Source organism: Candidatus Pelagibacter sp., from assembly GCF_052049675.1.
Lineage (GTDB): Bacteria > Pseudomonadota > Alphaproteobacteria > Pelagibacterales > Pelagibacteraceae > Pelagibacter.
In genome coordinates this window covers 1,226,913-1,250,665 of the sequence record NZ_JBNGZM010000001.1, presented here as the reverse complement: position 1 = coordinate 1,250,665, position 23,753 = coordinate 1,226,913, and the positions used below count along the sequence as shown (strand labels likewise).

The window sequence follows — 23,753 nt, the reverse complement described above, 5'->3', positions numbered from 1 at the left end:
ATTATTTATTTATTTTTTTAAAAAGATCGTTTGCACTTATCCATCCAGCCTCTACTCTAGGACCTACAAACCAATCTGCACACACTCCTAAATTTAATTTATCATTCCAATAGCTTTTAAATTTTAAGGGTCTAGAATTTGAAGAATATTTCCAACCATGATTTAATGAGGTTATAATTTTTGTTTTTTTAATTCCAGTAAGTTTAAAAAATTGGTTAATTAAAATCTTTGAGTTTTTTTCTTTATTTTCTCTATTTTTGTCTATTTTTTTATTTGCCCATAGATTTGTGCTTTGTAAAGTCCATAAATCATTATTACTTTTAAATCTTTTTTTACTATTTTCTCTAGCAGCCCACCCTAAAATTTTGTCATCAAATAAATAACTCGAAATATTTTTATTTGTTTTTTTAATTTCGATCATAACTGTAATATTTGCATCCATTTTGATTTTTTGCTTGATGAATGGATCCTTAATAAATTTTTTTGATAATTTTTTTAATTGTGGGAATGGGCAAGTTAACACTAATCTATCATAATATTTTGTTTTATTGTTCTTAAAGACTAGTCTCCATTTATTGTTTATATATTGAATCTTCTCCAACTCACTTTGAAAATTACATTTTATATTCTTTATTAAGTGTTTACTAATATCATTGTTACCTTTGTAACCAATTATTTTAATATGATTTTTATTTTCTTTTTTTAATTTGTTTAAAAAAATATGTTTGCCACTCCATTTTTTTAGAATTTTTTTTTTACACAAATTTGTAATAAATTTTTTAAATTGAATTGATTTTGGAGAAATGTATTGTGCCCCGTGATCAAATCCTTTTGACTTATTTAATCTTTTAAAAGAAGATCTACCCCCTGGACCTCGAGCTTTGTCATAAATATGTACAGAATTTTTTTTACTTAACAAATTAGCTATTGTTGCTCCTGAAATTCCAGAGCCAATTACACAATAACTGCTCATTTTCCTGCAACAGTCATACCTTCTATCATCATAGTTGGTGAATTGACTGAATATTCAAATTCTAAATCATTAGCTAAAATTATATTTTTGAACATATCCTTAAAATTACCAGCAATTGTTATTTCATTAACAGGATATTTAAATTCTCCATCTTCAACTAAAAAACCAGTGGCACCAACAGAATAATCCCCTGTTACAAGGTTAGATCCGTGACCAATAGTTTCACTAATATAAAGACTTCTTGAATTTTTTTTCATAAGATCTTTGTAGCTTATATTTCCTTTTTCAAAATACAAATTAGTGGTTCCACCACTTCTTCCATTTGATTTTAAATTTAATTTTTTTCCATTGTAAGTGTCCACAAGATAATTTTTAAGTATTCCATTCTCTATAAGTTGTAATGTATTGGAATTTACACCCTCTGAATCAAAATTTTGTGAACCCATTCCTTTATTTATATCGGGTTTATCAATTACATTTATTGAATTAGCAAATACTTGTTGATCAATTTTATCCTTTAAAAATGAGGTACCTCTTGCAATTGCAGATGCAGATATTGCACTTGCAAAAGCACTTAACATTCCCTTTGAAATTCTTTTATCAAAAATTATGCTGGTCTTCTCACTTCCAATTTTTTTAGGGCTCAATTTTCTAATAGTTTGCTTTGCAGCTTTATTTCCAAGATCTGTTGCTTGTTTAATATCAGACAAATGACGTTTGCTAGAAAATTCGTAGTCTCTTTCCATGCTATTTTCATCTTTTGCAACTGTTACACAAGAAGCAGTAAAAGAAGAAGTTTTATAACCGTCACAAAAACCATCGCTATTAGCTAATATAAAATTTGATTTATTTTCAGTGAAACTAGATTCTGTATTTATGATTTGATTTTCTGACGATGCAGATTCCTCTAAATCTTTTAAATATTTTATTTTTTTATCGTTTTCGAATCTTGTTTCATCATACAAATTAAGGCTACTAATTTGTTTGGCTAATAAATTTTTATCCGGCAAAGAATTAAATTCATCCTCTGGTGTAATTTTTGTAGTTTCAAAGCACTTTTCAATTAAAGTTTTAATATTTTCATCTAGTAAATTTGATGATGAAATTGATGATCTTCTTTTACCTAAATAAGTTTCTATACTTAATGCCAATCCATCTGATCTATCTGACGCTTCTAGGGATTTATTTCTAAAATTAACTGTTTCTGAAATTGAGTGACCAACTGTAACACTTGCATCAGTTGCTCCCATTTTTTTTGCCAAATCTAAACAATATGAAGCTTTAGATTTTAAAAATTCCTGATCTTTAACCATAATACTTTAAAGTTTTGTTCCACCAACTGTCATTTTATCGATTAAAATTGAAGGTTGAGCGACTCCCACAGGAACTCCTTGTCCTGCTTTTCCACAAGTTCCTATTCCTGGATCTAACATCATATCATTTCCTACCATCGATACTTCCTTAAGTATTGATGGTCCATCACCAATTAGTGTTGCGCCTTTAATTGGAGATCCAATTTTACCATTATTTATTTCGTAAGCCTCAGTACAATTAAATACAAATTTTCCAGATGTAATATCTACCTGGCCACCTCCAAAACTTACTGCAAAAATTCCTTTATCAACAGATTTGATCATTTCATCTTGAGTTTGATTGCCACTTAACATCATAGTATTTCTCATTCTTGGCAAAACAATATGTCTATAATTTTCTCTTCTTCCAGATCCAGTAGATCTTGTATTCATTAATCTTGCATTGTGCCTGTCTTGCATAAAATTTTTAAGAATACCATTTTCAATCAAAACTGTTCTCTCGGTTGGTGTGCCTTCATCATCAATTGTTAAACTGCCTCTTCTATTATCTATCGTACCATCATCAACAATTGTTACTCCATCACTTGCAACTTTTTCGCCCATAAGATTATGAAATGCTGATGTTTTTTTTCTATTAAAATCCCCTTCTAGACCATGACCAATAGCTTCATGAATTAAGATGGCAGGCCAACCAGGTCCTAGGACTACTTTCATCTCACCAGCAGGTGCTGGTTTACTCTCTAAATTTACTGATGCTATTCTAAAAGCCTCTTCACAAACATTTTTCCAATTGTCATTTTTTAAATAATCATCATAAGATTGCCTACCACCAATTCCATATACACCTATTTCTTTTCTTCCATTTTTTTCTAACATAACTGAGACGTTGAATCTAATTAATGGACGTACATCAGTAAGCGACTCTCCACCTGATCGAATAATTTCTATTGATTTTTGCTCACCAGCAAAACTAGCAGTCACTTGTTTTACTGATCCATCTTTTTTTCTTAAAAATTCATTTACTTTATTTAATACTTCTAATTTTGAATCTAAAGTTTTTTGTTCAATAGGGTTTATATCTTTATAAAATTTTTTATTAGATTTTGAAATTTCATGATTATATGTGCCTTTAATTGATTTCAGAGTTGATTTAAGATTTTCTGAAGAATTTTTTAGTGAATCTTTTGATATTTCATTTGAATACGAATACGCAACAACCTCGTTTGAAATAGCCCTAAAACCAAATCCTAAATCAGAACTATAGTTTGAGCTTTTTATTTTGTTATCATCTAACAAAATTGACTCTGATTTAGACTCCTCTAAATAAAGCTCACCATCATCACAACTGTTTAGTGTTTCAGATACTAATTTGTCTGCGTCCTGTCTTGTTAAATCAGATTTATTAAAGAAATTACTCATTTACCTTAAATAGTGGTTTGTTGATATTTTTCAACTGATCATTTTACGCATGTACAATTTCTTACTAAAAGTTAATTATTGCTAAATGAAAGTATTTTTTAATAACTCTTGTAAAATCTGTAGATCAGAAATTAACTTATATAAAAAAGAAAATATCGAAGATATTGACTGGGTAGATATAACAAATAACTCAGATGCTGAAAAAGAAACATCTAGAAATGATAAAGAATTATTAAGAAGATTACATGTTAAGCAGAATGGTAAAATTATTCAAGGAGCAGAGGCATTTCTCTATGTTTGGAAAAAAATTCCAAAATATAAATTTTTATATAAATTTTTCAAACTACCAATAATTTTTACATTCTTCAAATATGGGTATGAAATAGTTGCCTTTTTTTTATATTTAAAAAATAAAAAACAACTTAAAAAACTAAGTTAAAAAAAATATTAAAAATTCACTAAGTAAAGACATTGATAATAAAAACATAATTAATAAAATTGAATACATAAGAGTTATAACTCTATTTCTTTTTCTCCTAAGTCTAACAAAAGTTTTATCATCTAGATCTGAAATATCCCTTTCACCAACTACGGGATAATCATAACTCCATCGCCATGTAGATTGGCCTAATCTAGAGTCGAGACTGTTAAAATACCTTATCCATGCAAGAACATATCTAAATATTAAATACAAAATGATCATTAATGCAGATGAAAATAACATCCTAAATGATACTTAATTATTTAAGATAATTTAATTGATATTTTTGGCTCTTTTTCTTGCGATTAACTGCGTAAGAGCATCAACCATAGTATCTGAGGCCTTAAATATTTCATTATTTTTAAATTCGTGGGAAATATTTTTTTCTGGATTGGTTTTATCTTCAATAACTATTCCTTCGTCTGGTGAATTGTTTTTTATATAAATTAATAGAAGCCACTCGTCATCTGAAGCTTCATCCCATTTAACAAATATTTCTCCTGTTTCAAATCTTCTGTCTATACATCTAAAGATAGACATATGCCTTGTTATGTGTCTTTTGTTTAGTTGAAACACTAAACTGCTAGCACTTCTATAAAAACTTTCGAGAGCAAACTCAATTTTCTGCCTAGCTAAAGTATATTCTTTTTCCTTTTGTAAAAGTGTTTCTCTATCTTCATCTCCTTGAATTTTAACTCCTAGAGCCTCTACTCTTTCCTTAATTTTTTGATCTCTAATAATTCGATATTTTTCTTTTAATTTTTCTATTCTTTGTTGTAAGCCAGCATAATCCTCTCTCTTTTCCCTTAAAGAAATTTTTTCTAATTTCTCTAATTCTTTAACCTCTCTAACTCTAAACTTTTCAATTTGCTTATCTAATTTTAATTGTTGTAAAAATTGTTTTTGTTTTTCTGCTTGTTCAATTCTCAAAAGAGCTTGTTCTTTTCTTAAAAATAGTTTTATTTCTTTCGTTCTTTGTTTTTCTAATCTAATTTCGTCTTTTAAAGATTGTTCTTTTAATTTAACTTTTAATTCATTTTCTTTTTGTTTTTCTTTTGCAATTTCAATCTTTTTTAATCTTTCTTTTTCTTGTTTTTCTAATTTTAATCTTCTTGCTTCATCTTTTTTTAGAATTTTATATTGTAAAATTGTATCTGCAATTTTGTCAAAAAATGCTTGAATATATTTTTCAAAACCAAAATTTAATCTAAATTTAAACTCAGGCTTTAAAGAATTTTGAAAGTTAACTAACTTTAAAAGAAAATCTGGTTTCTTTGGTGATGTAGATTTGTATTTTTTTTTTACTTTTTTTAATTTTCTAACTTTTCTTTTTTTAGAATTTTTTATTTGTCTTACTTTTACTTTTTTAATGTTACTTTTCTTAATCTTTTTTAGAGGTTTTTTAATTTTTTTTTTATTTTTGGAAAAGTTTTTTTTTGTCTTTTTTTTCTTTTTTTTCATTTGAGGAAATTAATATTTATCAATAATTTATTGATAAATATAGTCTCTTGTAACTGGTGTTGAGGAATAATTTTTTGTTAATTGAAATTGATATACAACTTGATCACCCCATTTAAATGCCATCTCACAACCTGCAAGATAAAATTCCCACATTCTAAAAAACCTTTCATCAAACATTTGAATTATTTTTTCTTTGTTTTTAAGACAATTTTCTTTCCAATGTCTTAAAGTGTGCATGTAATGCAGTCTTAAAACTTCAATATCTGCAACGATTAATCCCGACTTTTCTATATGTGGACTTACCTCACTCAAACTTGGAGTATATCCACCAGGAAAAATATATTTTGTGATCCAGGGATGTGGATCTCGAGGTGGATTTACTGACCCTATTGTATGAATCAATGAAACTCCATCATCTTTCAAGAGTTTTTCGACTTGTGAAAAAAATTTTCTATAAAATTTTCTTCCTACATGTTCAAACATCCCAACACTTACTATTCTATCAAATTTTTCATTAAGCTCTCTATAATCCATTAACTTGAAGTTTAATTGATTTTCTAAATTAATTTCTTTTGCTCTTTTCTTGCAGTAATTAAATTGATTTTCTGAAAGTGTAATGCCTGTTACTTCACAGTTTGCACTTTTTGCAATATCTATTGCTAGAGAACCCCATCCACATCCAATATCTAAAACTTTTTGATTTGGTTTTATATTAAGTTTTTTTATTATGTGTTTAATTTTATTATTTTGAGCTGTTTCTAGTGTATCTGTTTCATTTTTAAAATATGCACATGAATATTGCCTTTTAGGATCCAAAAATAAGTCATAAAGATCATCCGAAATATCATAATGATGCGAAACGTTCATTTTAGATTTTTTTATAAAATTAAAATTAGTTAAATATCTATAAGAACCTCTTAATTTATTAATTAAAGAACTGAAAAAATTTAAGTCTCCTCTTCCAAAATTCATTAAAGAGAGATCCAAAAAATCAGTTAGCGTTCCATTTTCAATAGTGATTTCACCATCTGTATATGCTTCACCAAAATATAAATCAGGATGAAATAGCAACTTATAATGAAGATTTTTATTTAAAAGGTTAACTTTAATTGGGTTTTCACTTTTTGGATTTCCAATAATGTAACTTTTTGAATTAGCGTCAACTAATATAAATCCATCTTTTTTAAAAACATTATTTAAAAATCTAGCTAATTGCATTAAGCCGCCTTAGTATTTTTTAAAGAAAAATTTAATTTTTCTAAATTATTGATTAAATCCAATTCATCTTTAGCATTTAAAATGCTAAGTGGTGGTAATAGATTTTTATAATATATTTCTTTTTTACTAAAGTATGTATGTAAACCTGAAATCAAATTATATTTTTCAAATTCAGCTCTTACATCACAAAGATTTTGGTTTACTGTCTGATCTTGTCCATCATTAAAATCATCATATACTTTTCTTGCCAGTAAAGAAGTGGCATTGCATGTAGCTGTGATTATTCCTGAACAGCCTAATTGAAGTCCTTTAAATAATTTAGATTCTGATCCAGGTAAAACTGAAAAATTATCAATTTTTAAATTTTCAAAAAGATTGTAAGAACTATCTTTTACACCAATAATATTTTTTGGATATTTTTTTACTAACTCTCCAATACATTCAATACTAAACTTATAACCACAGAGTTTTTCAAAATTATATAGTACTATTTCACAATCAGAAATTACTTCTACTATTTTGCTATAAAATTCTATTACTTCTTTATCTCCATATTTATAGTAAGCTGGCGGCATAATTAAAAATCTATTAAAACCTAAAGATTTAGAAACTCTCATTAAATTAATTGTTTCACCTAAAGAATTTAAACCAGTGCCTATAATATATTTTTCTTTGTGTTTGCTTGAAGTCAGATGATTTAACAAATTAATTTTTTCAGAAACAGGTATGAGTTGAGCCTGCCCTGTGCTTCCAAATATAGCTGCACCGTGACAACCATTATCTATAACCATTTCTGCGTGCAAAATGGTTTTTTTAATATCAAGCGTCAAATCATCATTTAAGATCGACATTGAAGCCGCATAAATGCCTTTAATTTTACTCATAGTAAAAATTTATATAAAAATATTAATTAGTAAAGTTTATAAGTTAACCATGAAAATATTAGCTATTCAAAATAAGATGGGTATTGGTGATACGGTTATTTTCCTACCATTTATTAAAGCTATTTCAAATAAATTTGGAGCACCTGTTAGCTTGCTAGTGAAAGAAAATTCAAAAGCTGACGAGTTTTTAAATCAAACAAATTATATTGATGAAATAATTCACTTAGAAAGAGATAATAAAATAAATCAAAAACATGATGGTTTTAAAGGATTTTTCAAATTAGCAAGTGATATAAAAAAATATAATTTCAATAAAGTTTTTATATTCAATTCTTCTTTGAGATATAATTTAATTTCTAGGTTAGCAGGTATCAAAGAAATATTTCAATACCCGTTATTTGAGAAACAAAATCAACACATTACAGAACCAGCTAAAGTTTTAATTAAAAAATATTTAGATTGCGAAACAGGTGACAATCCAGAAATTCAAATTGATAATGATCTAGTTCAAAAATCAGCAGTAAACTTTAATATAAATAATGACGAACTTAATGTTTTGTTAGGTGTAGGTGGTTCAGGTCCAACAAAAAGAATACCATCAAAAACTTTTCTAAACGTAATGGAAAAATTAGAAACATTTAAAAAATGTAGATTTTTTTTAGCAACGGGCAGAAGTTACGATGAACAAAAAATTTTAACAGAAATATATAATACAAAATTTAAAGAAAAATGTGTCACCTTAGATAATCTTAATATAAAAGAAATTTTACCTATTATTAAAAATTGTAATGTTGCAATCTGTAATGATACGAGTTTCTCACATTTATCATCAGCATTAGGAGTCAAAACAATTACATTGATGGCTGATACACCATTAATTTATGGTTCTTACAGTTCAAATATGTATCCAGTAATACCTGATGGAGAAAAAACAGTTTCACACAATACACTTGGTAAAGATAAAATTAATCCAGATAAAATTTATGAAAAACTAATATCAATAATTAATTAAGAAATATCTTTAAGAACTATTTCTTTAGCTTCATTAACTATGGCTGATAATCTTGAGGTCTCTGGGGAAATATCAGGATGAATTTTTTTTTGGATTTTTTGGTAAGCTTTATTCACTATCTCTTTAGTTGGTTTTTTATTAATATCTAAATTTAAAATCTTATATGCTTCAGATATTGATAATGTAGAAGAGTTATTATTTTGATGCTGGTTAAAAGAAAATCTTCCAGAATTTCTTAAAGTTTGAATAAGTCTATAAAGAGAGAGTAATTGGATCAGCGACAAACCTTTAAGTTTAACCAAAGCGAGACTTGCAAGAGTTAACGGCAATGTAAGTAAAAATTTTCCCCCAATCGCAAATAAAACAGCTAATAAAGCCAATAATAAAATTGTTACCAGCCTCACTCCTTTTGACATTTTTTTTGGAGAAATATTTGACCACCATCTTAATAAAAAATATAAAATGACTAATATTACAACTAGATAAATAATAATATTCATATATTTCCTATTTAAATGAAAGTACCACAACTTAAAAAAAAACTAGAGATAAAAACTTGTCACAATATTGACTGGGAAGACAATTATAGCTGGATTCATCAAAATAATATTTTGGAAGTCCTCAAAGATAAAAGTAAGTTAGATCCTGAAGTCAAAGAATATTTAGAGGATGAAAATGCTTATACAGAACATCATCTTAAAGACACTAAAGATATCCAGAAAAAACTATTTGATGAAATTAAGGGAAGAATTAAATTAGATGATGAATCTTTACCCTATAAAGATCATACGTACGAGTATTGGACAAAAACTACAAAAATAGGAAATTACTCCATAAAACTAAGAAAAAAAATTGGTTCACAAAACATAGAAGAAATATGGAATGGTGATAAAGAAAAGGAAAAACTCAAAACTGAATATTTTGGTGTTGGGGATTTAGAAGTAAGTAATAATGATAAATATCTAGGATACTCTTTAGATCTTAAAGGTTCTGAGTATTATACAATTTATTTGAGAGATATAAAAACTAGCAAAATCATTTCAAAAGAAATTACAGAAACATCTGGAGGAATAACATTTAGTCTAGACGATAAATATATTTTTTATTCAAAACTTGATAAAAATCATAGAGCAAGAAAAATCTATAGGCATAAAATCGGAAATTTTACTGATGATGATGAATTAATATTTGAGGAAAAAAGTGAGGCTTTTACAGCAAGTATTGGGATAAGCTCAGATGAAAAATACTACTTTATAAATACTTCTGATCATAATACTTCCGAACAATACTACTTTAAGTCAGATGAAACAAATCCATCTCCTAAACTTATTATAAAAAGAGAAAGAGGTGTTCTTTATTCTGTTAACTCATGGAATGGAAAATTCTACAATCATACAAACAAAAATGCTGAGGACTTCAAGATTGACTTTTGTGATAATTTAGAAAATCAAGACTGGAAACCATTTATACCTGCTAAAGATGAAATTTTAATTGGCGGTCTAACTTTTCTTAAAAATTGGATTATTCGTAGCGAAACTTCAGACGCATTAGATAAATTATTTGTTAAAAATACTTCTACAAATATAGAAGAAGAATTAATTTTTTCAGATGAGAGAGTTTACGTTCCAGGGGTTACATTGGCTCAAAAAGATAGAAATACAAATGAAGTTTATTTAGGATACTCATCCCCTAGTACTCCCTCAAGGGTATATAAGTATGATTTAGCAACTAAATCTAAAGAACTTGTTAAAGAACAAGAGATTCCATCTGGTCATGATAAAGATGACTACATTGTTGAAAGAGTGGAGTTTAAATCTCATGATGGAAGAATGGTACCATTAACAATTACCAGGCATAAAAAGACAAAAATTGATGGTTCTGCTAACCTTTTATTATATGGATATGGATCTTATGGAAATTCTATGTCCCCAAGTTTTTCTTCTACAAGATTAAGTCTTATAAATAGAGATATAATTTGGGCCACAGCCCATGTCAGAGGTGGTATGGAAAAAGGCATGAAGTGGTGGAAAGAAGGAAAATTAACTAACAAAAAAAATACTTTTGAAGATTATATTTATGCAGCAAAATATTTGATCGAAAACAATTATACGTCAAAAGGAAATATTATTGGAATGGGTGGATCAGCTGGAGGATTATTAATGGGAGCTGTAGTCAATCAATCTCCTGAATTATTTTTAGGAATTATAATGGCTGTTCCTTTTGTAGATTCTTTAACAACAAATCTTGATCATTCTTTACCTTTGACTGTTGGAGAATTTGACGAATTTGGAAATGCTAAAGAAAATAAAGAACACTTTGATTATATTTTTTCATATGCACCCTACAACAATATTAAAAAAATGGATTATCCACATATTTTTATCACAACAAGTTTAAGCGATAATAGAGTTTTATTTGATGAACCTGCAAAATTCACAGCAAAACTCAGAGACCATAAAACAGATAATAATTTGCTTCTTTTAAAAACTGAAATGAATGCTGGTCATGGTGGAAAATCAGGAAGAGATGGTGCAATAGAAGAAATTGCTATTGACTATGCATTTGCATTAAAAATTTCAAAAAAAATTTAGTAAAATTTAAATCTTGAAAAAAACAAATTAATTCCCATATAAGTCAAGTAAGTCGCCTAATGGGGCTTACATAAATAAACTTGCTTAACAAAGGAGGATATTATGACAAGTAAGGATCTATCTATATTTAACTCACTAAGACCTTTTTCAATTGGTTTTGATGACATGTTCGACCAATTTGAAAATATGTTGGGAAATGGGAATTTGACGATGCAGTCAAATTATCCACCATACAACATCCGAAGGACAGGTAAAGACAACTATGCAATTGAAGTAGCATTAGCTGGCTTTAGCAAAAAAGACGTTGAGGTTGAGTTTGAGGACAATTTATTAACAGTCAGAACAAAACAAGTTAATAAGTCTGAGGACAGTGATGTTAATGGAGAAATTATTCATAAAGGTATTTCTCAAAGACAATTTGCAAGATCATTCACTATTGCTGATGATGTAAAAGTTCATGGTGCTGAACTTAAAGATGGTCTTTTAACAATATCTTGTGAAAGAATAATTCCAGAACATAAAAAAAAGAAGCTTATTGAAATTAAATAAGTCTTAAACCTTACTTGTGGGGAGAAGTCCCCACAGGTATGAGTAAATCTTAAAAACTGATTGATTTAAACAAGTTCTCTTATATTGCTAAAAAACCTATAATGAGCAAATTTGTTTAAAACAGCAAATTTTAAAAACACCCGTTTGATACAAAACCAACGACTATGTTTTCTGAATTAATCTCAAACCTTCGTTCACAAGGAACTAAGTATTTTTTGCTATTATAGACTAGCTCAAAATTACCTTTTGCGTTTTTGAAATCTTCATCTGGTTTTCCAAGCTCCATTTGAAGCTCGCTGGCAGATTTTCCAAGAAATTTACTTAATTTTTCATTTTCTTTTTCAACAATTGCATCTGTTTTTTCCTTAACAGTTTGACACCCTGAGAAAAAAATTATGATAATAAAAAGACTTATTACCGATTTAAATTTTGTCATTACTTAAAGTCCACTTTTTTGTTAAATAAATTATTAACTTTTAAGTTGTATAAATAATTTATTTCTTATTACATTTACATTTAATTATAGTAACAATTGTGTTCTTTATTTGATGGTTCAGGCATATGAATGAAAAAGCTTTAGAAAAGATACTAAATATATTTTTAAAGGAAGTTCTGCCACTTACTGAAAAAGGTGTTGCTAAAGGTAGTAAAATATTTGGGGCAGCAATAATTAAAAAAAACGATTTATCTCTTGTAGTTGCAGAAACAAACAATGAAATAGAAAATCCATTGTGGCATGGAGAGATGCACACACTTAAGAAGTTTTATGAATTAGATACAAACAAAAGACCAAATGAGAAAGACTGTATGTTTTTAAGCTCTCATGAACCCTGCAGTATGTGCTTGAGTGCAATTACTTTCTCTGGTTTCGATAATTTTTATTATCTGTTTCCATATGCAGATACAAATAATGAATTTAATATTCCTCATGATCTAAATATACTAAAAGAAGTTTTTAATATTCGTGATGGAAAATATAATAAAAAAAATTCATATTGGAAAAGTCAAAACTTAAATTTACTTATTGAAAATTTACCTCCTTTAGAAAAAGAAAAAGTTTTAAATCAATTAGACGAAATAAAAACAAAATATTTAACTTTATCAAATCAATATCAGAAAAATAAGGGTGGAAATTCTATACCATTAAACTAATTGATGAATACAAACCTTAAAATTTCAAATGTAACTAAAATATATCCTGGGTGTATTGCTAACGATAATGTTTCACTCGAATTTAATAGTGGTAAAATTTATGCTCTCCTTGGTGAAAATGGTGCTGGAAAATCTACTCTTGTTAAAATTCTCTCAGGTGTTGTCATTCCAGATGAAGGAAAAATTTATTTAAATGAAAATATTCTAAAACTTAATTCACCATCAGATGCAAAAAAAAATGATATTGGAATGGTATTCCAGCATTTTAACCTTTTTGAAACTTTGTCTGTATTTGAAAACTTAATAATAGACTCAGATGAAAAAAGAGAAAGTTTAAGAGAAAAAATAGATACAATTATGAAAAAATACAATTTTTCAATTGATCTTGATATTCCTGTTCTCAATTTATCAGCAGGTCAAAAACAGAAAGTCGAAATTATAAGATGCCTTATAAGAAGCCCAAAAGTTTTAATTATGGATGAACCCACATCTGTATTAACGGAGCAAGAAACAAGTGAATTATTCTTATCACTGAAAAAATTTTCAGAAGAGGGAATTTTAATTATTTATATAACCCATAAATTAAAGGAAGTTATGCAGCTTTGTGATGAAGTTGCTGTAATGAGAAAAGGAAAATTAGTCTCTATAAGCCAAATCAAGAATGAAAACTTAGAGTCTCTTGCTAATAAAATGGTAGGTCAAGATTTAAAAACAATTAAGAAAAAAAAGGAAAATAATTCCTCAGAACAATTAATTAACATAACTAATCTTAATTTTACAAGTGAAGATCCTTTTGAAACAAATTTAGTTGATATTAATTTTTCTTTAAATCGAGGAGAGTGTTTGGGAATCGCTGGCATATCAGGAAATGGCCAAAGTGAATTATTTCAAGTATTAAGTGGTGAAATCATATCTAACAAGAATTCTATAGAATTTAATAAAAATTATATTGGGGATTTAAATCCTCAAGAGAGACGAGAATATTTGATGGCTTTTTCTCCAGAAGATAGACTTGAACAAGCTGCTATTCCACAAATGGCAATTTTTGAAAATGTAGCTCTAAACAATTTTAAATCCTCAAATTTTTTTAATAATGGATTAATTAATGAAAGCAAAATTAAAGAACACTCAAAAAAAATAATCTCAGACTTTAATGTAAACACTGACAATATAGATTTAAAAAGCCAATTTTTATCTGGAGGAAATTTACAAAAATTAATTATTGGAAGAGAATTAATAACATCTCCAGATTTATTAATTTGTTTTAATCCTACATGGGGTTTAGACGTTGGAGCTATAAATTATATCCATGAAACATTAATTAAAATCAATGAACAAAATAAATCAATAATATTAATATCAACGGACACTGATGAGTTGTTAAAATTAAGTGATAAAATTTCAGTAATTCACAAAGGAAAATTATCAAAAATAATGAAGGCTGAAGAAGTTACCTCTGAGAAACTTGGGATACTTATGGGAGGAGGAAATTGATTAAAATTGTAAAAAGAGATCAGCCTTCAAAAGCTATTTTTTTCTTTACACCTATACTAGCTATTTTTCTCACATTAGTGGCAGGAGGTATAATATTTTATATTTTAGGTTTTAAACCATTTGAAGCTCTAAAATTTTTTTTCATAGTTCCAATTGCAGATAAATACGGTTTTAGTGAATTACTATTAAAAGCTACACCACTTTGTTTAATAGCAATTGGTTTATCTTTTTGCTTTAAAAGTAATAATTGGAATATTGGAGCTGAAGGTCAATTAACTTTTGGAGCTATAGTTTCTGGTGGAGTTGCATTATTATTTTATGATCAAGAAGGTTTCTATATTCTACCAATAGTAATATCAGCAGGCGCAATCGGTGGTATGATATATGCATCAATACCTGCAATATTAAAAACTTACTTCAATACAAATGAAATATTAGTAAGTCTAATGTTGGTATACGTTTCAAAATTAATTTTAGACTATTTAGTAGTTGGGCCTTGGAGTAACCCAGAAGGATTTAATTTTCCTGAAACTAGACAGTTCAGTGACTCTGCAAGACTTCCATTATTAATTGAAGGACTAAGAATTCATGCTGGAATATTTTTAGCATTAGCTGCAGTAGTTATCAGTTGGTTTGTTTTTTACAAAACTTATTTGGGTTTCCAAATGAAAGTTTCAGGTTTTAGTTTAAAAACTGCAAAATATGCTGGCTACAAAGGGAAAAAAATGATTATCCTCGTTTTTTTAATAAGTGGAGCTTGTGCAGGTCTTGCAGGGGTAGGAGAAATTACTGGACCTATTGGGCAACTTCATAGAGAAGTATCTCCAGATTATGGTTTTACTGCAATAATTGTAGCGTTTTTGGGTCGCTTACATCCTGTCGGAATAATTTTTGCATCTCTGGTTGTTGCGATAACTTATCTGGGTGCTGAAACAGCGCAAATCTTTATGCAAATACCCAAATATACAGGTCAAGTTTTTCAAGGGATGATTTTATTTTTTCTTCTTGCTTCTGACTACTTACTCTTTTTCAAATTTAAATTTATAGACTCAAAAAAATGATCATTGATGTGAATTTTGTTGGATTAATAATTGCATCAATAATGGCATCTGCAGTTCCTTTAATTTTAGCTTCTTGTGGTGAACTAATTACAGAGAGATCTGGGGTACTAAACCTTGGTGTCGAAGGAATGATGATTATTGGAGCTATTTCAGGCTTTGCACTGATGACAGTTACTGGAAGTTTAATTATAGCAGTTTTTGGTGCAATGTTAGCTGGAGTTTTAATTTCAACAATTTTTGCATTTCTTACCCAAACATTAATTACAAATCACGTGGCAACTGGTTTAGCTCTCACTATTTTTGGAATAGGAATCTCTGCAATGATTGGAAAAAACTTTGTGGGTATTCCTGGGAAAGAATTTCCAGTTCTGTTTGAAGGTTTAAAAGATACAATACCACTTTTAAGTCCAATATTATTTGGACATTCAATTGTTTTTTATTTTGCTTTTACCTTACCCTTCATAACTAGCTACTTTTTGAAAAAAACTAAAGTAGGATTAATAGTTAGAGCTGTGGGAGACTCTCCAGAATCTGCTTCTAATCAAGGCATAAATGTAAAATTAGTTCGTTACGCTTGCATACTTTATGGAGGCGCAATGTGTGGACTTGCAGGTGCGTATTTGTCAATGATTTACACTCCTCAGTGGATTGAGAATATGACCGGTGGAAGAGGTTGGATTGCACTAGCGCTAGTAGTTTTCTCAACGTGGAATCCAATTAAAATTTTAATAGGTGCGATGATTTTTGGTGGATTAACCATTATTCAATTTCATATGCAAGCAATCGGAGTAAGAATTCCTGTTCAATTTTTAACAGCTTTACCCTACTTAGTTACAATAATAGTTTTAGTTGTAATTTCTCGTGATAGTAGAAAAATAAGACTAAGTACTCCTAGTTCCTTGGGGAAATCTTTTCATAAAGACAATTAATCTAAAAATAATCATTTTTTTTTAGATAATATAATTTAAGTTTAAATAATTAAAAAATTAAAAGGGGAAATAAATTTATGCATAAATTTTTAATTCGTTCTTTCGTCTCTTCTTTAGTTTTATTATTTACATTAACTGTTGCTGCGGTTGCAAAAGATGTTAAAGCAGCGTTTGTTTATATTGGTCCAACTGGTGATCATGGATGGACTTATCAGCATGATGTAGGTAGAAAAGCTGTTGAAGCTGCCGGATTTAAAACAACGTATGTAGAGGGTGTTCCAGAAAGTGCTGATGCTGAAAGGGTTCTTAGACAATTAGCTAATTCTGGTCACGACATCATCTTTACGACTAGCTTTGGATATATGAATCCTACTAACAAAGTTGCAAAAGAGTTTCCAAATGTAAAATTTGAACATGCAACTGGATATAAAAGAGAACATCCAAATGTTGCAACTTACGCAGCTAGATTCTACGAAGGTAGAACTATTTTGGGAACAATCGCTGGAACTATGACAAAATCAAATGTAATTGGTTATGTTGCATCTTTTCCGATACCTGAGGTTATCAGAGGTATTAATTCATTTACTTTAGCGGCACAAAAAGTTAACCCAAATATTAAAACTAAGATTGTTTGGGCTTTCACTTGGTACGATCCAGGTAAAGAAGCAGAGGCAGCAAAGGCTTTAATTGACCAAGGTGCTGATGTAATTGCTCAGCATACAGATAGTACTGCTATTGTTCAAATGGCTGAAAAAGCTGGAGTATATGCTTTTGGACAAGCAAGTGATATGGATAAGTTTGCACCAAAGGCTGTGTTGACTTCAGTTGAAAATAACTGGGGGCCATATTATGTCGATAGAGTTAAAGCTGTTGCAAATGGAACATGGAATCAAAAAGATACATGGCATGGTATAGGTGACGGTATGGTAGTAATCTCAGGATTAGATTCTCAAATGCCTAGTGACCTACAAGCAAAAGTTAAAAAACTTCAAGCAGATTTAGCATCTGGTAAAGTTCATTCTTTCACTGGACCAATTTATGACCAACAAGGGAATTTGATGGTAGCCGAAGGGAAAACTGCAGATGATGGTATGCTAGCAGGTATGATGACTTATGTTAAAGGTGTTGAAGGAGATATACCTAAGTAATCATTTAAACTTATAAAAATTTAAAAGGCCAGTTTTTTTAACTGGCCTTTTTTATACTTGATGTTTTTTTTTTATTTGTTCAATTCTTAATTCTTCATAAATTTCGAAAGGCTGCACAATCCAAGGATTACCAGTAAGTTTTTTTGCACAAAAATCTGGCTCAAATGTTGATTTCTTTTTTTTAAACAACGTTGCAGTTTTAATATCTTCTATTTTATCTTTTATCGGTTCATATTTTTTTAGCCAGTCTATACTTTTATTAAAAGTTATTCCTGTATCAGATAAGTCATCACATAAAAGTATTTTACCACCCATACTAGGTGCTATTGAACTCATTTCCCTTGAAAACACAATATCACCCTGCTCATCTTCCACTCCTTTACCACTATAAGACTCAACTGCAAGATATGCACATTTTAATTTAAATATTCTGCTTAAGACATCTATCATAGGCGCTGCTCCACGCATGATGCCAATAAGTATTGTTGGTTTATATCCACTTTCATCAATTTGGATTGCTAACTTCTCAACAGTCTTGTTGTACTCATCCCAGCTGACTATCATTTTTTCAGTCATAATATTTTAATATCTATTTATTTAAATAATAAAACTAAAACTGCAAGAACGATAAGTGCAATTATTGAAGATATTAAAATATACAACCTGTGAATGTTTCTTCCTCTTAAGTTAAAATAATGTCGTGCTACTCCGGTAATGACTGCTAATGCACATAATATTAACCAATTATATTGGTGATAAACTAAGAAACTTGAGTGTCCAGAAAGCATTATAAACAATACTAAAAAAGTGGAATAATTATTATGAATTGATCTCTGTTTAGCTGCTAGAGATAAACTCATATCAAATTTTTCACCTCTTTCACTACTGCTGATAATGTTCATTTGATTTGGTATAATTACTGTAAAAACATTACCAAACATGTTGGTTCCTATAATTAATCCAACACTTAAAATTGCAAATTTTGGTCCAAATAATTTTGTTAAACCAAAGGAAACGACTGCTAATAAAACAATGGCTGTAGATATAAATAATACATTATTTTCAATCAATTTCGATTTACACAATAGATCATATATAAACCAAAAAATAATTAATGATAAAAGCGAAATTATAATAGCATAACTAGATGGCATTATTAGGACACGTTTATCAACCATTAATACACCAGCGTTATAATAATAAATTACGACTAATAGCAACATTCCTGTTACAAAAGTTAGGTAACTTTGCCATTTGAAAATTACTAATCTATTTAAATATTCCTGTGGTGGTGAGGTTTTTAACCTTGAAAGTTTATAAAAAAAACCAGAATGCATCAGATATCCTTCTCCATCTACATCATCACTAGTTATATTTTTATTTAAATTATTGTCTAAGTAATTAAATAAAAAACTGTTACCCACCCATAATATTGCAAACACTACATGGCCCCATCTTAAAATAACCTCTAACCATTTAATTGTATACGGTAAGAATTCCATCAGTATTTTATTTTATCTACTTTTTTATCCCAGATTTCAAACGCTTTTAAAGCTTCTTCTCTAAGCATTTGCACCATTTTAATTTTTCTATCATCAATTTTTTTTGGGATTTCTGTATAAATAAAAGAGTCGTCAAAATCTATATTTTTTGCATCATCTCTTGTATTTGCATAATATATTTTATCTAATCTTGACCAATAAATTGCTGAAAGACACATAGGGCAAGGTTCACAAGATGTATAAATCTCACATCCAGAAAGATCAAAAGTATTTAAATTTTTACAGGCTTCTCGAATTGCTACTATTTCTCCGTGAGCAGTTGGATCATTTGTGGAAGTAACTTTGTTAGAGCCCTCTGCAATAATCTTTTGATCCTTAACTATAACACTTCCGAAGGGACCACCTGTAGTGTTCGCACTTTTTATTGAAAGTTCAATGGCTTTTGCCATATATTTTTTTTTATCTTCCATTTTTAATTTTGTTAATACTCATTAAAATTCTTTCAGGTGTTGCTGGCGCATTAAGTTCTGGTGCAAACTGATAATTTCCAACTGAAGCAACTGCATCTTTAATTGCATAAAAAACGCTCATAGCTAACATTAGAGGAGGTTCGCCTGTTGTCTTTGCTTTATTAACAACTTTTTCTTTATTTATTCCATCTTTAAAAATTTCTACATTAAATTTTTTTGGAATATCACTTACAGCAGGAATTTTATACGTTGATGGAGAGAAAGTTGTAATCTGACCATTTGATTTCCAATTTAGCTCTTCAATAGTTAACCAACCTTGTCCTTGAACAAAACCCCCTTCAATCTGACCTAATTCAAGAGCTGGATTTATTGGTTTCCCTGCATCATGCAAAATATCAACTCTTTCTAGGATATTTTCACCTGTCAGTGTATCTATAGTTACTTCTGAAACAGCTGCACCATAACAAAAATAATAAAATGGTCTTCCTCTAAATTTTTTTTTATCAAAGTTTATTTTTGGCGTTGAATAAAAACCTGAAGATGAAAGAGAAATTCTATTTAAATATGCTTCTTGAATAATGCTTTTAAATTCAAATTGTCTGTTTCCAAATATTATATATTGATCCTTATAAATTGCTTCTTGGTTGTAGATCTTATATTTTTTTTTAATAAATTTTTCTAAATTTAATTTAATTTTTGCTACTGCATTTAATGCTGCAGCACCATTAAGATCTGTGGTTGAAGATGCAGCGCTAGCTGAAGTATTTGGAACCTTAGCTGTATTTGTTGATGAAATATATACTAAATTATATGGTAATCCCAAGGAATTGGCCACTAGTTGAGCTATTTTTGTATGAGTCCCTTGACCCATTTCTATACCACCATGGTTCAAGTACACACTTCCATCTGTATAAATATGCACTAAAGCACCAGCTTGATTTAAATGAATTGTTGTAAATGAAATCCCAAATTTTACTGGTGTAATAGCTATGCCCTTCTTTTTAAATTTATTTTTTTCATTGAATTTTTTTATCTCTGAATATCTTTTCTTATAATTAGATTTATTTTCTAAATTCTTAAATATTTCATTAATCACATTGTCTTCAATAGTCATTCCATAGTGAGTTATGTTTCTTTTATCTTTTTGATAAAAATTTTTCTTTCGAACTTGAATAGGATCTATTTTTAAATACCTTGAAATATTATCAATAACATTTTCTATAGCCATCATTCCCTGATTTCCACCAAAGCCTCTAAATGCAGTTGAAGTTGGAATATTTGTCTTACATAAATTATTTGTTACCTCGATATCTGAGATGTAATACGCATTGTCTATATGAAGAAGAGCTCTTTCATTTATTGCTGCTGATAAATCAGGCGACATTCCACAATTTGATGATAAGTGAATTTTTAATCCTTCAATAATTCCTTCATCATTAAAACCAACTTCGTATTCAGATAAAAATTCGTGCCTTTTACCAGTCAAAATTATATCATCATCTCTATCTAGTCTTAATTTTACAGGCTGACCTGTTTTTTTTGCCAACAACGCACAAATACATGCAGTCATAAAGTTTGTCTCTTTCCCTCCAAATCCACCACCAATTCTTCTTACTTCAACATTTATTGAATTACTTTTTTGATTAAACATTTTTGCAATTAATTGTTGTGTCTCAGAAGGATGTTGTGTTGAGCTGTAAACTAAAAAATTATCATCTTCTTTAGGTATAACAAACGCTGCCTGACCCTCTAAATAAAAGTGTTCTTGACTTCCTGTAGTAAAATTTCCTTTCAAATTATATTTTGAATTTTTAATTTTCTTAGAAGGGTTCCCTTTTTTAATTTTTCTAGGCTTAAACAAAAACTGTTTTTTATTTAAAGCTTCTTTTATTGTGATAACTGGTTTTAAATCTTTATAAGTGATTTTGGCCTTTAATACTGCTTTTCTTGCAAGTTCAGTAGTTGTAGCAGCTACAGCAAACAATGGTTGACCAAAAAACTCAACTTTTTTAGCTGGAAATATTGGATCACCATCAAAAACAGGGCCTACATCGTTCCTTCCTGGGATATCACTTTGAGTAACTACTGATATCACCCCTGCACTTTTTTTTACATCGCTTAAGTCTATTTTTTTGATTATTGCATGAGCTTTTTTACTTAAACCAATAGCACCATAAATTGTATTTTTTGGTTCATTAATGTCGTCAGTGAATTCAGCGTATCCACTTACGTGCTTATAAGCACTATCATGTGGTCTTACATAATTAACATAGTTCTCTTTGCTCATTTAATTAACTCTTGTTAGCTTATTAGAATCTATTTCTACGAAACATTTCATCAATAAATTTTTTGCTATCTCTAACCGATATTCTTTACTTGCTCTCATATCCCCTATAGGACTTAGGTCTCTATCAAGAGAATTTTTGGCTTGATTAAAAGTACTTAAATTTAGAGGTTTATTTTTAAGAATTTTCTCACAGGCTTTAGCTCTTTTTGGTACAGCTGCCATACCTCCAAAGGCAATAAAAACCTCTTTAATCTTATTTTTATCAATTTCAAAATTAAAAGATCCACAAACAGATGAAATATCATCATCAAATCTTTTTGAGATTTTAAATGCTTTAAAAATATTTTTCTTAAATAATGGTATTTTTATTGAGTGAATAAATTCATTCTTTTTTAACTTAGTTTTTCTATAATCAAGGAAAAAATTATTTATAGGAATAACTTTTCTTTGATTGAAGCTTTCAATTAAAATTTCTGCATTTAAAGATAACAAAATTGGTAATGTATCCCCTATTGGAGATGCTGTTGCAATGTTGCCACCTAAAGTTCCTACATTTCGAATTTGAACAGAACCATATCTTTTAAGAACTAAATAAAAATCTGGATAATGTTTTTTAATTTCTTTTTCAAATTTTATTAAAGGTGTAGAGGCACCAACCTCAAGGTAATTTTTATTTACTTTTATAAAGTCTAATTCTTTTATTTCTTTTAAATCAATTATAAAAGGAATTTCTTTTCTTTCTTTTGTAACTTTTAAAGATAAATCTGTTCCACCTGCTAGAAAACTAAAATTAGAGTATTTTTTAATTATATTTTTTAAATCCTTAATATTCTTTGGTGAAAAATAAATTTTATCATCTTTTTTAATATAAATATTTTTTGGTTTAATTTTTTTTAATAATTGAATAACTTTATTGTTATTTTTACTAAATTGATCATTCCTGTTTTTCTTGTCTAAACTTTTTGCAGCATCTATTATAGGTCTATATCCAGTGCAACGACATAAATTACCTGATAAAGAATCTGTTATTAATTCATTATTAAGATTTTTGTTATTTTTAAACATTGAAAATAAAGACATAACAAATCCTGGTGTACAAAAACCACACTGTGAACCATGGAATTTTACCATCGCATCTTGTACAGGGTGAAGTTTGCCATCTTTGGAAACCAAATCTTCTACAATCAAAAGTTGTTTACCATTTAATGATGGAACAAATGAAATACAGGAATTAATTGCTTTATATACAATCTTATTTTCAACTAATTCACCTAAAACAACTGTGCAAGAACCACAACCACCTTCTGAACATCCTTCTTTAGTTCCGGTCATTTTTAATTCAGTTCTAATATAATTAAGCAATGTTTGATTTGGATCAGGATTATTGATTACTATAAGATTATCATTTAATAAAAATTTAACAGAACTCGATATCACTTAACTACCTCTATAAGTAGAATAACTCCAAGGTGAAACAAGTAAAGGAACATGATAATGCTGTGAGGGATCTGAAATACCAAATCTGATAATAACATCATCCAGGAATGGAACATCGCTAGCTGCAGATGTATTTTTAAAATAATCACCAATATGAAAAACTAATTCATATTTACCCTTAACAAAAATATCTCCCTCAGCTAATGGTGAATTAGCTCTACCATCGTCATTGAGTTTTGTTGACGTTAATTTTTTTCGTTCTGAATTATTAATATAAAACAACTCAACTAGGATACCTTTGCCAGGTTTACCAAAATACACATCTAAAACATGAGTTGTGAGCTTTGTCATAAAATTATAGTATCATTTAAT

The 23,753-nt window shown here is 28.7% G+C and carries 24 protein-coding genes; 9 read left to right on the top strand and 15 right to left on the bottom strand.

The window, feature by feature from the left end:
* Window position 1: 1 nt before the first annotated feature.
* Genes ACTT9L_RS06755 through ACTT9L_RS06745 form a run of 3 tightly spaced genes read right to left on the bottom strand, consistent with a single transcriptional unit; the run spans window position 2 to window position 3,705 of the window.
* Window positions 2-973, bottom strand: coding sequence for an NAD(P)/FAD-dependent oxidoreductase (locus ACTT9L_RS06755; protein ID WP_440928541.1), 972 nt, complete (start codon window positions 971-973; stop codon window positions 2-4).
* Window positions 970-2,286, bottom strand: coding sequence for a TldD/PmbA family protein (locus ACTT9L_RS06750; protein ID WP_440928540.1), 1,317 nt, complete (start codon window positions 2,284-2,286; stop codon window positions 970-972). Before ACTT9L_RS06750 ends, ACTT9L_RS06755 begins: the two co-directional genes overlap by 4 nt.
* Before the next feature lie 6 nt (window positions 2,287-2,292).
* Window positions 2,293-3,705, bottom strand: a complete 1,413-nt coding sequence (locus tag ACTT9L_RS06745; RefSeq protein ID WP_440928539.1) for a TldD/PmbA family protein — start codon at window positions 3,703-3,705, stop codon at window positions 2,293-2,295.
* Between the two features lie 85 nt (window positions 3,706-3,790).
* Between ACTT9L_RS06745 and ACTT9L_RS06740 the strand changes: the two genes are divergently transcribed.
* A complete protein-coding gene (locus tag ACTT9L_RS06740; protein ID WP_440928538.1) occupies window positions 3,791-4,144 on the top strand; it encodes a thiol-disulfide oxidoreductase DCC family protein in 354 nt (117 codons plus the stop codon).
* Here ACTT9L_RS06740 and ACTT9L_RS06735 read toward each other — a convergent pair.
* Genes ACTT9L_RS06735 through ACTT9L_RS06720 form a run of 4 tightly spaced genes read right to left on the bottom strand, consistent with a single transcriptional unit; the run spans window position 4,136 to window position 7,749 of the window.
* Window positions 4,136-4,408 (bottom strand): hypothetical protein, encoded by a 273-nt coding sequence (locus tag ACTT9L_RS06735; RefSeq protein WP_440928537.1) that lies wholly within the window; start codon window positions 4,406-4,408, stop codon window positions 4,136-4,138. The two genes, ACTT9L_RS06740 and ACTT9L_RS06735, sit on opposite strands and share 9 nt — an antisense overlap.
* A gap of 51 nt (window positions 4,409-4,459) precedes the next feature.
* Window positions 4,460-5,647: a hypothetical protein gene (locus tag ACTT9L_RS06730; RefSeq protein ID WP_440928536.1), complete on the bottom strand. Its 1,188-nt coding sequence runs from the start codon at window positions 5,645-5,647 to the stop codon at window positions 4,460-4,462.
* 27 nt (window positions 5,648-5,674) lie between these two features.
* On the bottom strand, window positions 5,675-6,865 hold the full coding sequence (locus tag ACTT9L_RS06725; RefSeq protein ID WP_440928535.1) for a class I SAM-dependent methyltransferase: 1,191 nt from the start codon (window positions 6,863-6,865) through the stop codon (window positions 5,675-5,677).
* Window positions 6,865-7,749 carry a dihydrodipicolinate synthase family protein gene (locus tag ACTT9L_RS06720; protein WP_440928534.1) on the bottom strand — a complete coding sequence of 295 codons (885 nt, stop codon included), beginning with the start codon at window positions 7,747-7,749 and terminating at the stop codon, window positions 6,865-6,867. The genes ACTT9L_RS06725 and ACTT9L_RS06720 overlap by 1 nt, the downstream gene beginning before the upstream one ends.
* Window positions 7,750-7,798: 49 nt before the next feature.
* Here ACTT9L_RS06720 and ACTT9L_RS06715 point away from each other — a divergent pair, with 49 nt between their 5' ends.
* Window positions 7,799-8,761, top strand: a complete 963-nt coding sequence (locus tag ACTT9L_RS06715; protein ID WP_440928533.1) for a glycosyltransferase family 9 protein — start codon at window positions 7,799-7,801, stop codon at window positions 8,759-8,761.
* On the opposite strand, the gene ACTT9L_RS06710 is transcribed toward ACTT9L_RS06715, so the two are convergent.
* Window positions 8,758-9,261, bottom strand: a complete 504-nt coding sequence (locus tag ACTT9L_RS06710; RefSeq protein ID WP_440928532.1) for a J domain-containing protein — start codon at window positions 9,259-9,261, stop codon at window positions 8,758-8,760. The two genes, ACTT9L_RS06715 and ACTT9L_RS06710, sit on opposite strands and share 4 nt — an antisense overlap.
* A 15-nt stretch (window positions 9,262-9,276) precedes the next feature.
* Between ACTT9L_RS06710 and ACTT9L_RS06705 the strand changes: the two genes are divergently transcribed.
* Window positions 9,277-11,352: a S9 family peptidase gene (locus ACTT9L_RS06705; RefSeq protein ID WP_440928531.1), complete on the top strand. Its 2,076-nt coding sequence runs from the start codon at window positions 9,277-9,279 to the stop codon at window positions 11,350-11,352.
* A 102-nt stretch (window positions 11,353-11,454) separates the two neighbouring features.
* Complete coding sequence (locus tag ACTT9L_RS06700; protein WP_440928530.1) at window positions 11,455-11,901, top strand: Hsp20 family protein; 447 nt, start codon at window positions 11,455-11,457, stop codon at window positions 11,899-11,901.
* A gap of 130 nt (window positions 11,902-12,031) precedes the next feature.
* Here the strand turns inward: ACTT9L_RS06700 and ACTT9L_RS06695 are convergent, their stop codons facing one another.
* Window positions 12,032-12,337 (bottom strand): hypothetical protein, encoded by a 306-nt coding sequence (locus ACTT9L_RS06695; RefSeq protein ID WP_440928529.1) that lies wholly within the window; start codon window positions 12,335-12,337, stop codon window positions 12,032-12,034.
* A 125-nt stretch (window positions 12,338-12,462) separates the two neighbouring features.
* On the opposite strand from ACTT9L_RS06695, the gene ACTT9L_RS06690 reads away from it, so the two are divergent.
* The 5 genes from ACTT9L_RS06690 to ACTT9L_RS06670 all read left to right on the top strand — a co-directional run bounded on the left by ACTT9L_RS06690 (window position 12,463) and on the right by ACTT9L_RS06670 (window position 17,685).
* Window positions 12,463-13,053, top strand: coding sequence for a nucleoside deaminase (locus tag ACTT9L_RS06690; RefSeq protein WP_440928528.1), 591 nt, complete (start codon window positions 12,463-12,465; stop codon window positions 13,051-13,053).
* A 3-nt stretch (window positions 13,054-13,056) separates the two neighbouring features.
* On the top strand, window positions 13,057-14,547 hold the full coding sequence (locus tag ACTT9L_RS06685) for an ABC transporter ATP-binding protein (RefSeq protein WP_440928527.1): 1,491 nt from the start codon (window positions 13,057-13,059) through the stop codon (window positions 14,545-14,547).
* A complete protein-coding gene (locus ACTT9L_RS06680) occupies window positions 14,544-15,608 on the top strand; it encodes an ABC transporter permease (protein ID WP_440928526.1) in 1,065 nt (354 codons plus the stop codon). Before ACTT9L_RS06685 ends, ACTT9L_RS06680 begins: the two co-directional genes overlap by 4 nt.
* Window positions 15,609-15,616: 8 nt before the next feature.
* Window positions 15,617-16,537 carry an ABC transporter permease gene (locus ACTT9L_RS06675; RefSeq protein ID WP_440928664.1) on the top strand — a complete coding sequence of 307 codons (921 nt, stop codon included), beginning with the start codon at window positions 15,617-15,619 and terminating at the stop codon, window positions 16,535-16,537.
* Between the two features lie 77 nt (window positions 16,538-16,614).
* Complete coding sequence (locus ACTT9L_RS06670) at window positions 16,615-17,685, top strand: BMP family ABC transporter substrate-binding protein (RefSeq protein WP_440928525.1); 1,071 nt, start codon at window positions 16,615-16,617, stop codon at window positions 17,683-17,685.
* 51 nt (window positions 17,686-17,736) lie between these two features.
* Here the strand turns inward: ACTT9L_RS06670 and ACTT9L_RS06665 are convergent, their stop codons facing one another.
* Genes ACTT9L_RS06665 through uraH form a run of 6 tightly spaced genes read right to left on the bottom strand, consistent with a single transcriptional unit; the run spans window position 17,737 to window position 23,732 of the window.
* Complete coding sequence (locus ACTT9L_RS06665; protein ID WP_440928524.1) at window positions 17,737-18,261, bottom strand: phosphoribosyltransferase; 525 nt, start codon at window positions 18,259-18,261, stop codon at window positions 17,737-17,739.
* 17 nt (window positions 18,262-18,278) lie between these two features.
* Complete coding sequence (locus ACTT9L_RS06660) at window positions 18,279-19,187, bottom strand: urate hydroxylase PuuD (protein WP_440928523.1); 909 nt, start codon at window positions 19,185-19,187, stop codon at window positions 18,279-18,281.
* Window positions 19,187-19,657, bottom strand: coding sequence for a nucleoside deaminase (locus ACTT9L_RS06655; protein ID WP_440928522.1), 471 nt, complete (start codon window positions 19,655-19,657; stop codon window positions 19,187-19,189). The genes ACTT9L_RS06660 and ACTT9L_RS06655 overlap by 1 nt, the downstream gene beginning before the upstream one ends.
* Window positions 19,647-21,944, bottom strand: coding sequence for a xanthine dehydrogenase molybdopterin binding subunit (gene xdhB, locus ACTT9L_RS06650; protein ID WP_440928521.1), 2,298 nt, complete (start codon window positions 21,942-21,944; stop codon window positions 19,647-19,649). The genes ACTT9L_RS06655 and xdhB overlap by 11 nt, the downstream gene beginning before the upstream one ends.
* Window positions 21,945-23,381: a xanthine dehydrogenase small subunit gene (gene xdhA, locus ACTT9L_RS06645; RefSeq protein WP_440928520.1), complete on the bottom strand. Its 1,437-nt coding sequence runs from the start codon at window positions 23,379-23,381 to the stop codon at window positions 21,945-21,947.
* Window positions 23,382-23,732 (bottom strand): hydroxyisourate hydrolase, encoded by a 351-nt coding sequence (gene uraH, locus ACTT9L_RS06640; protein ID WP_440928519.1) that lies wholly within the window; start codon window positions 23,730-23,732, stop codon window positions 23,382-23,384.
* Window positions 23,733-23,753: the final 21 nt, after the last annotated feature.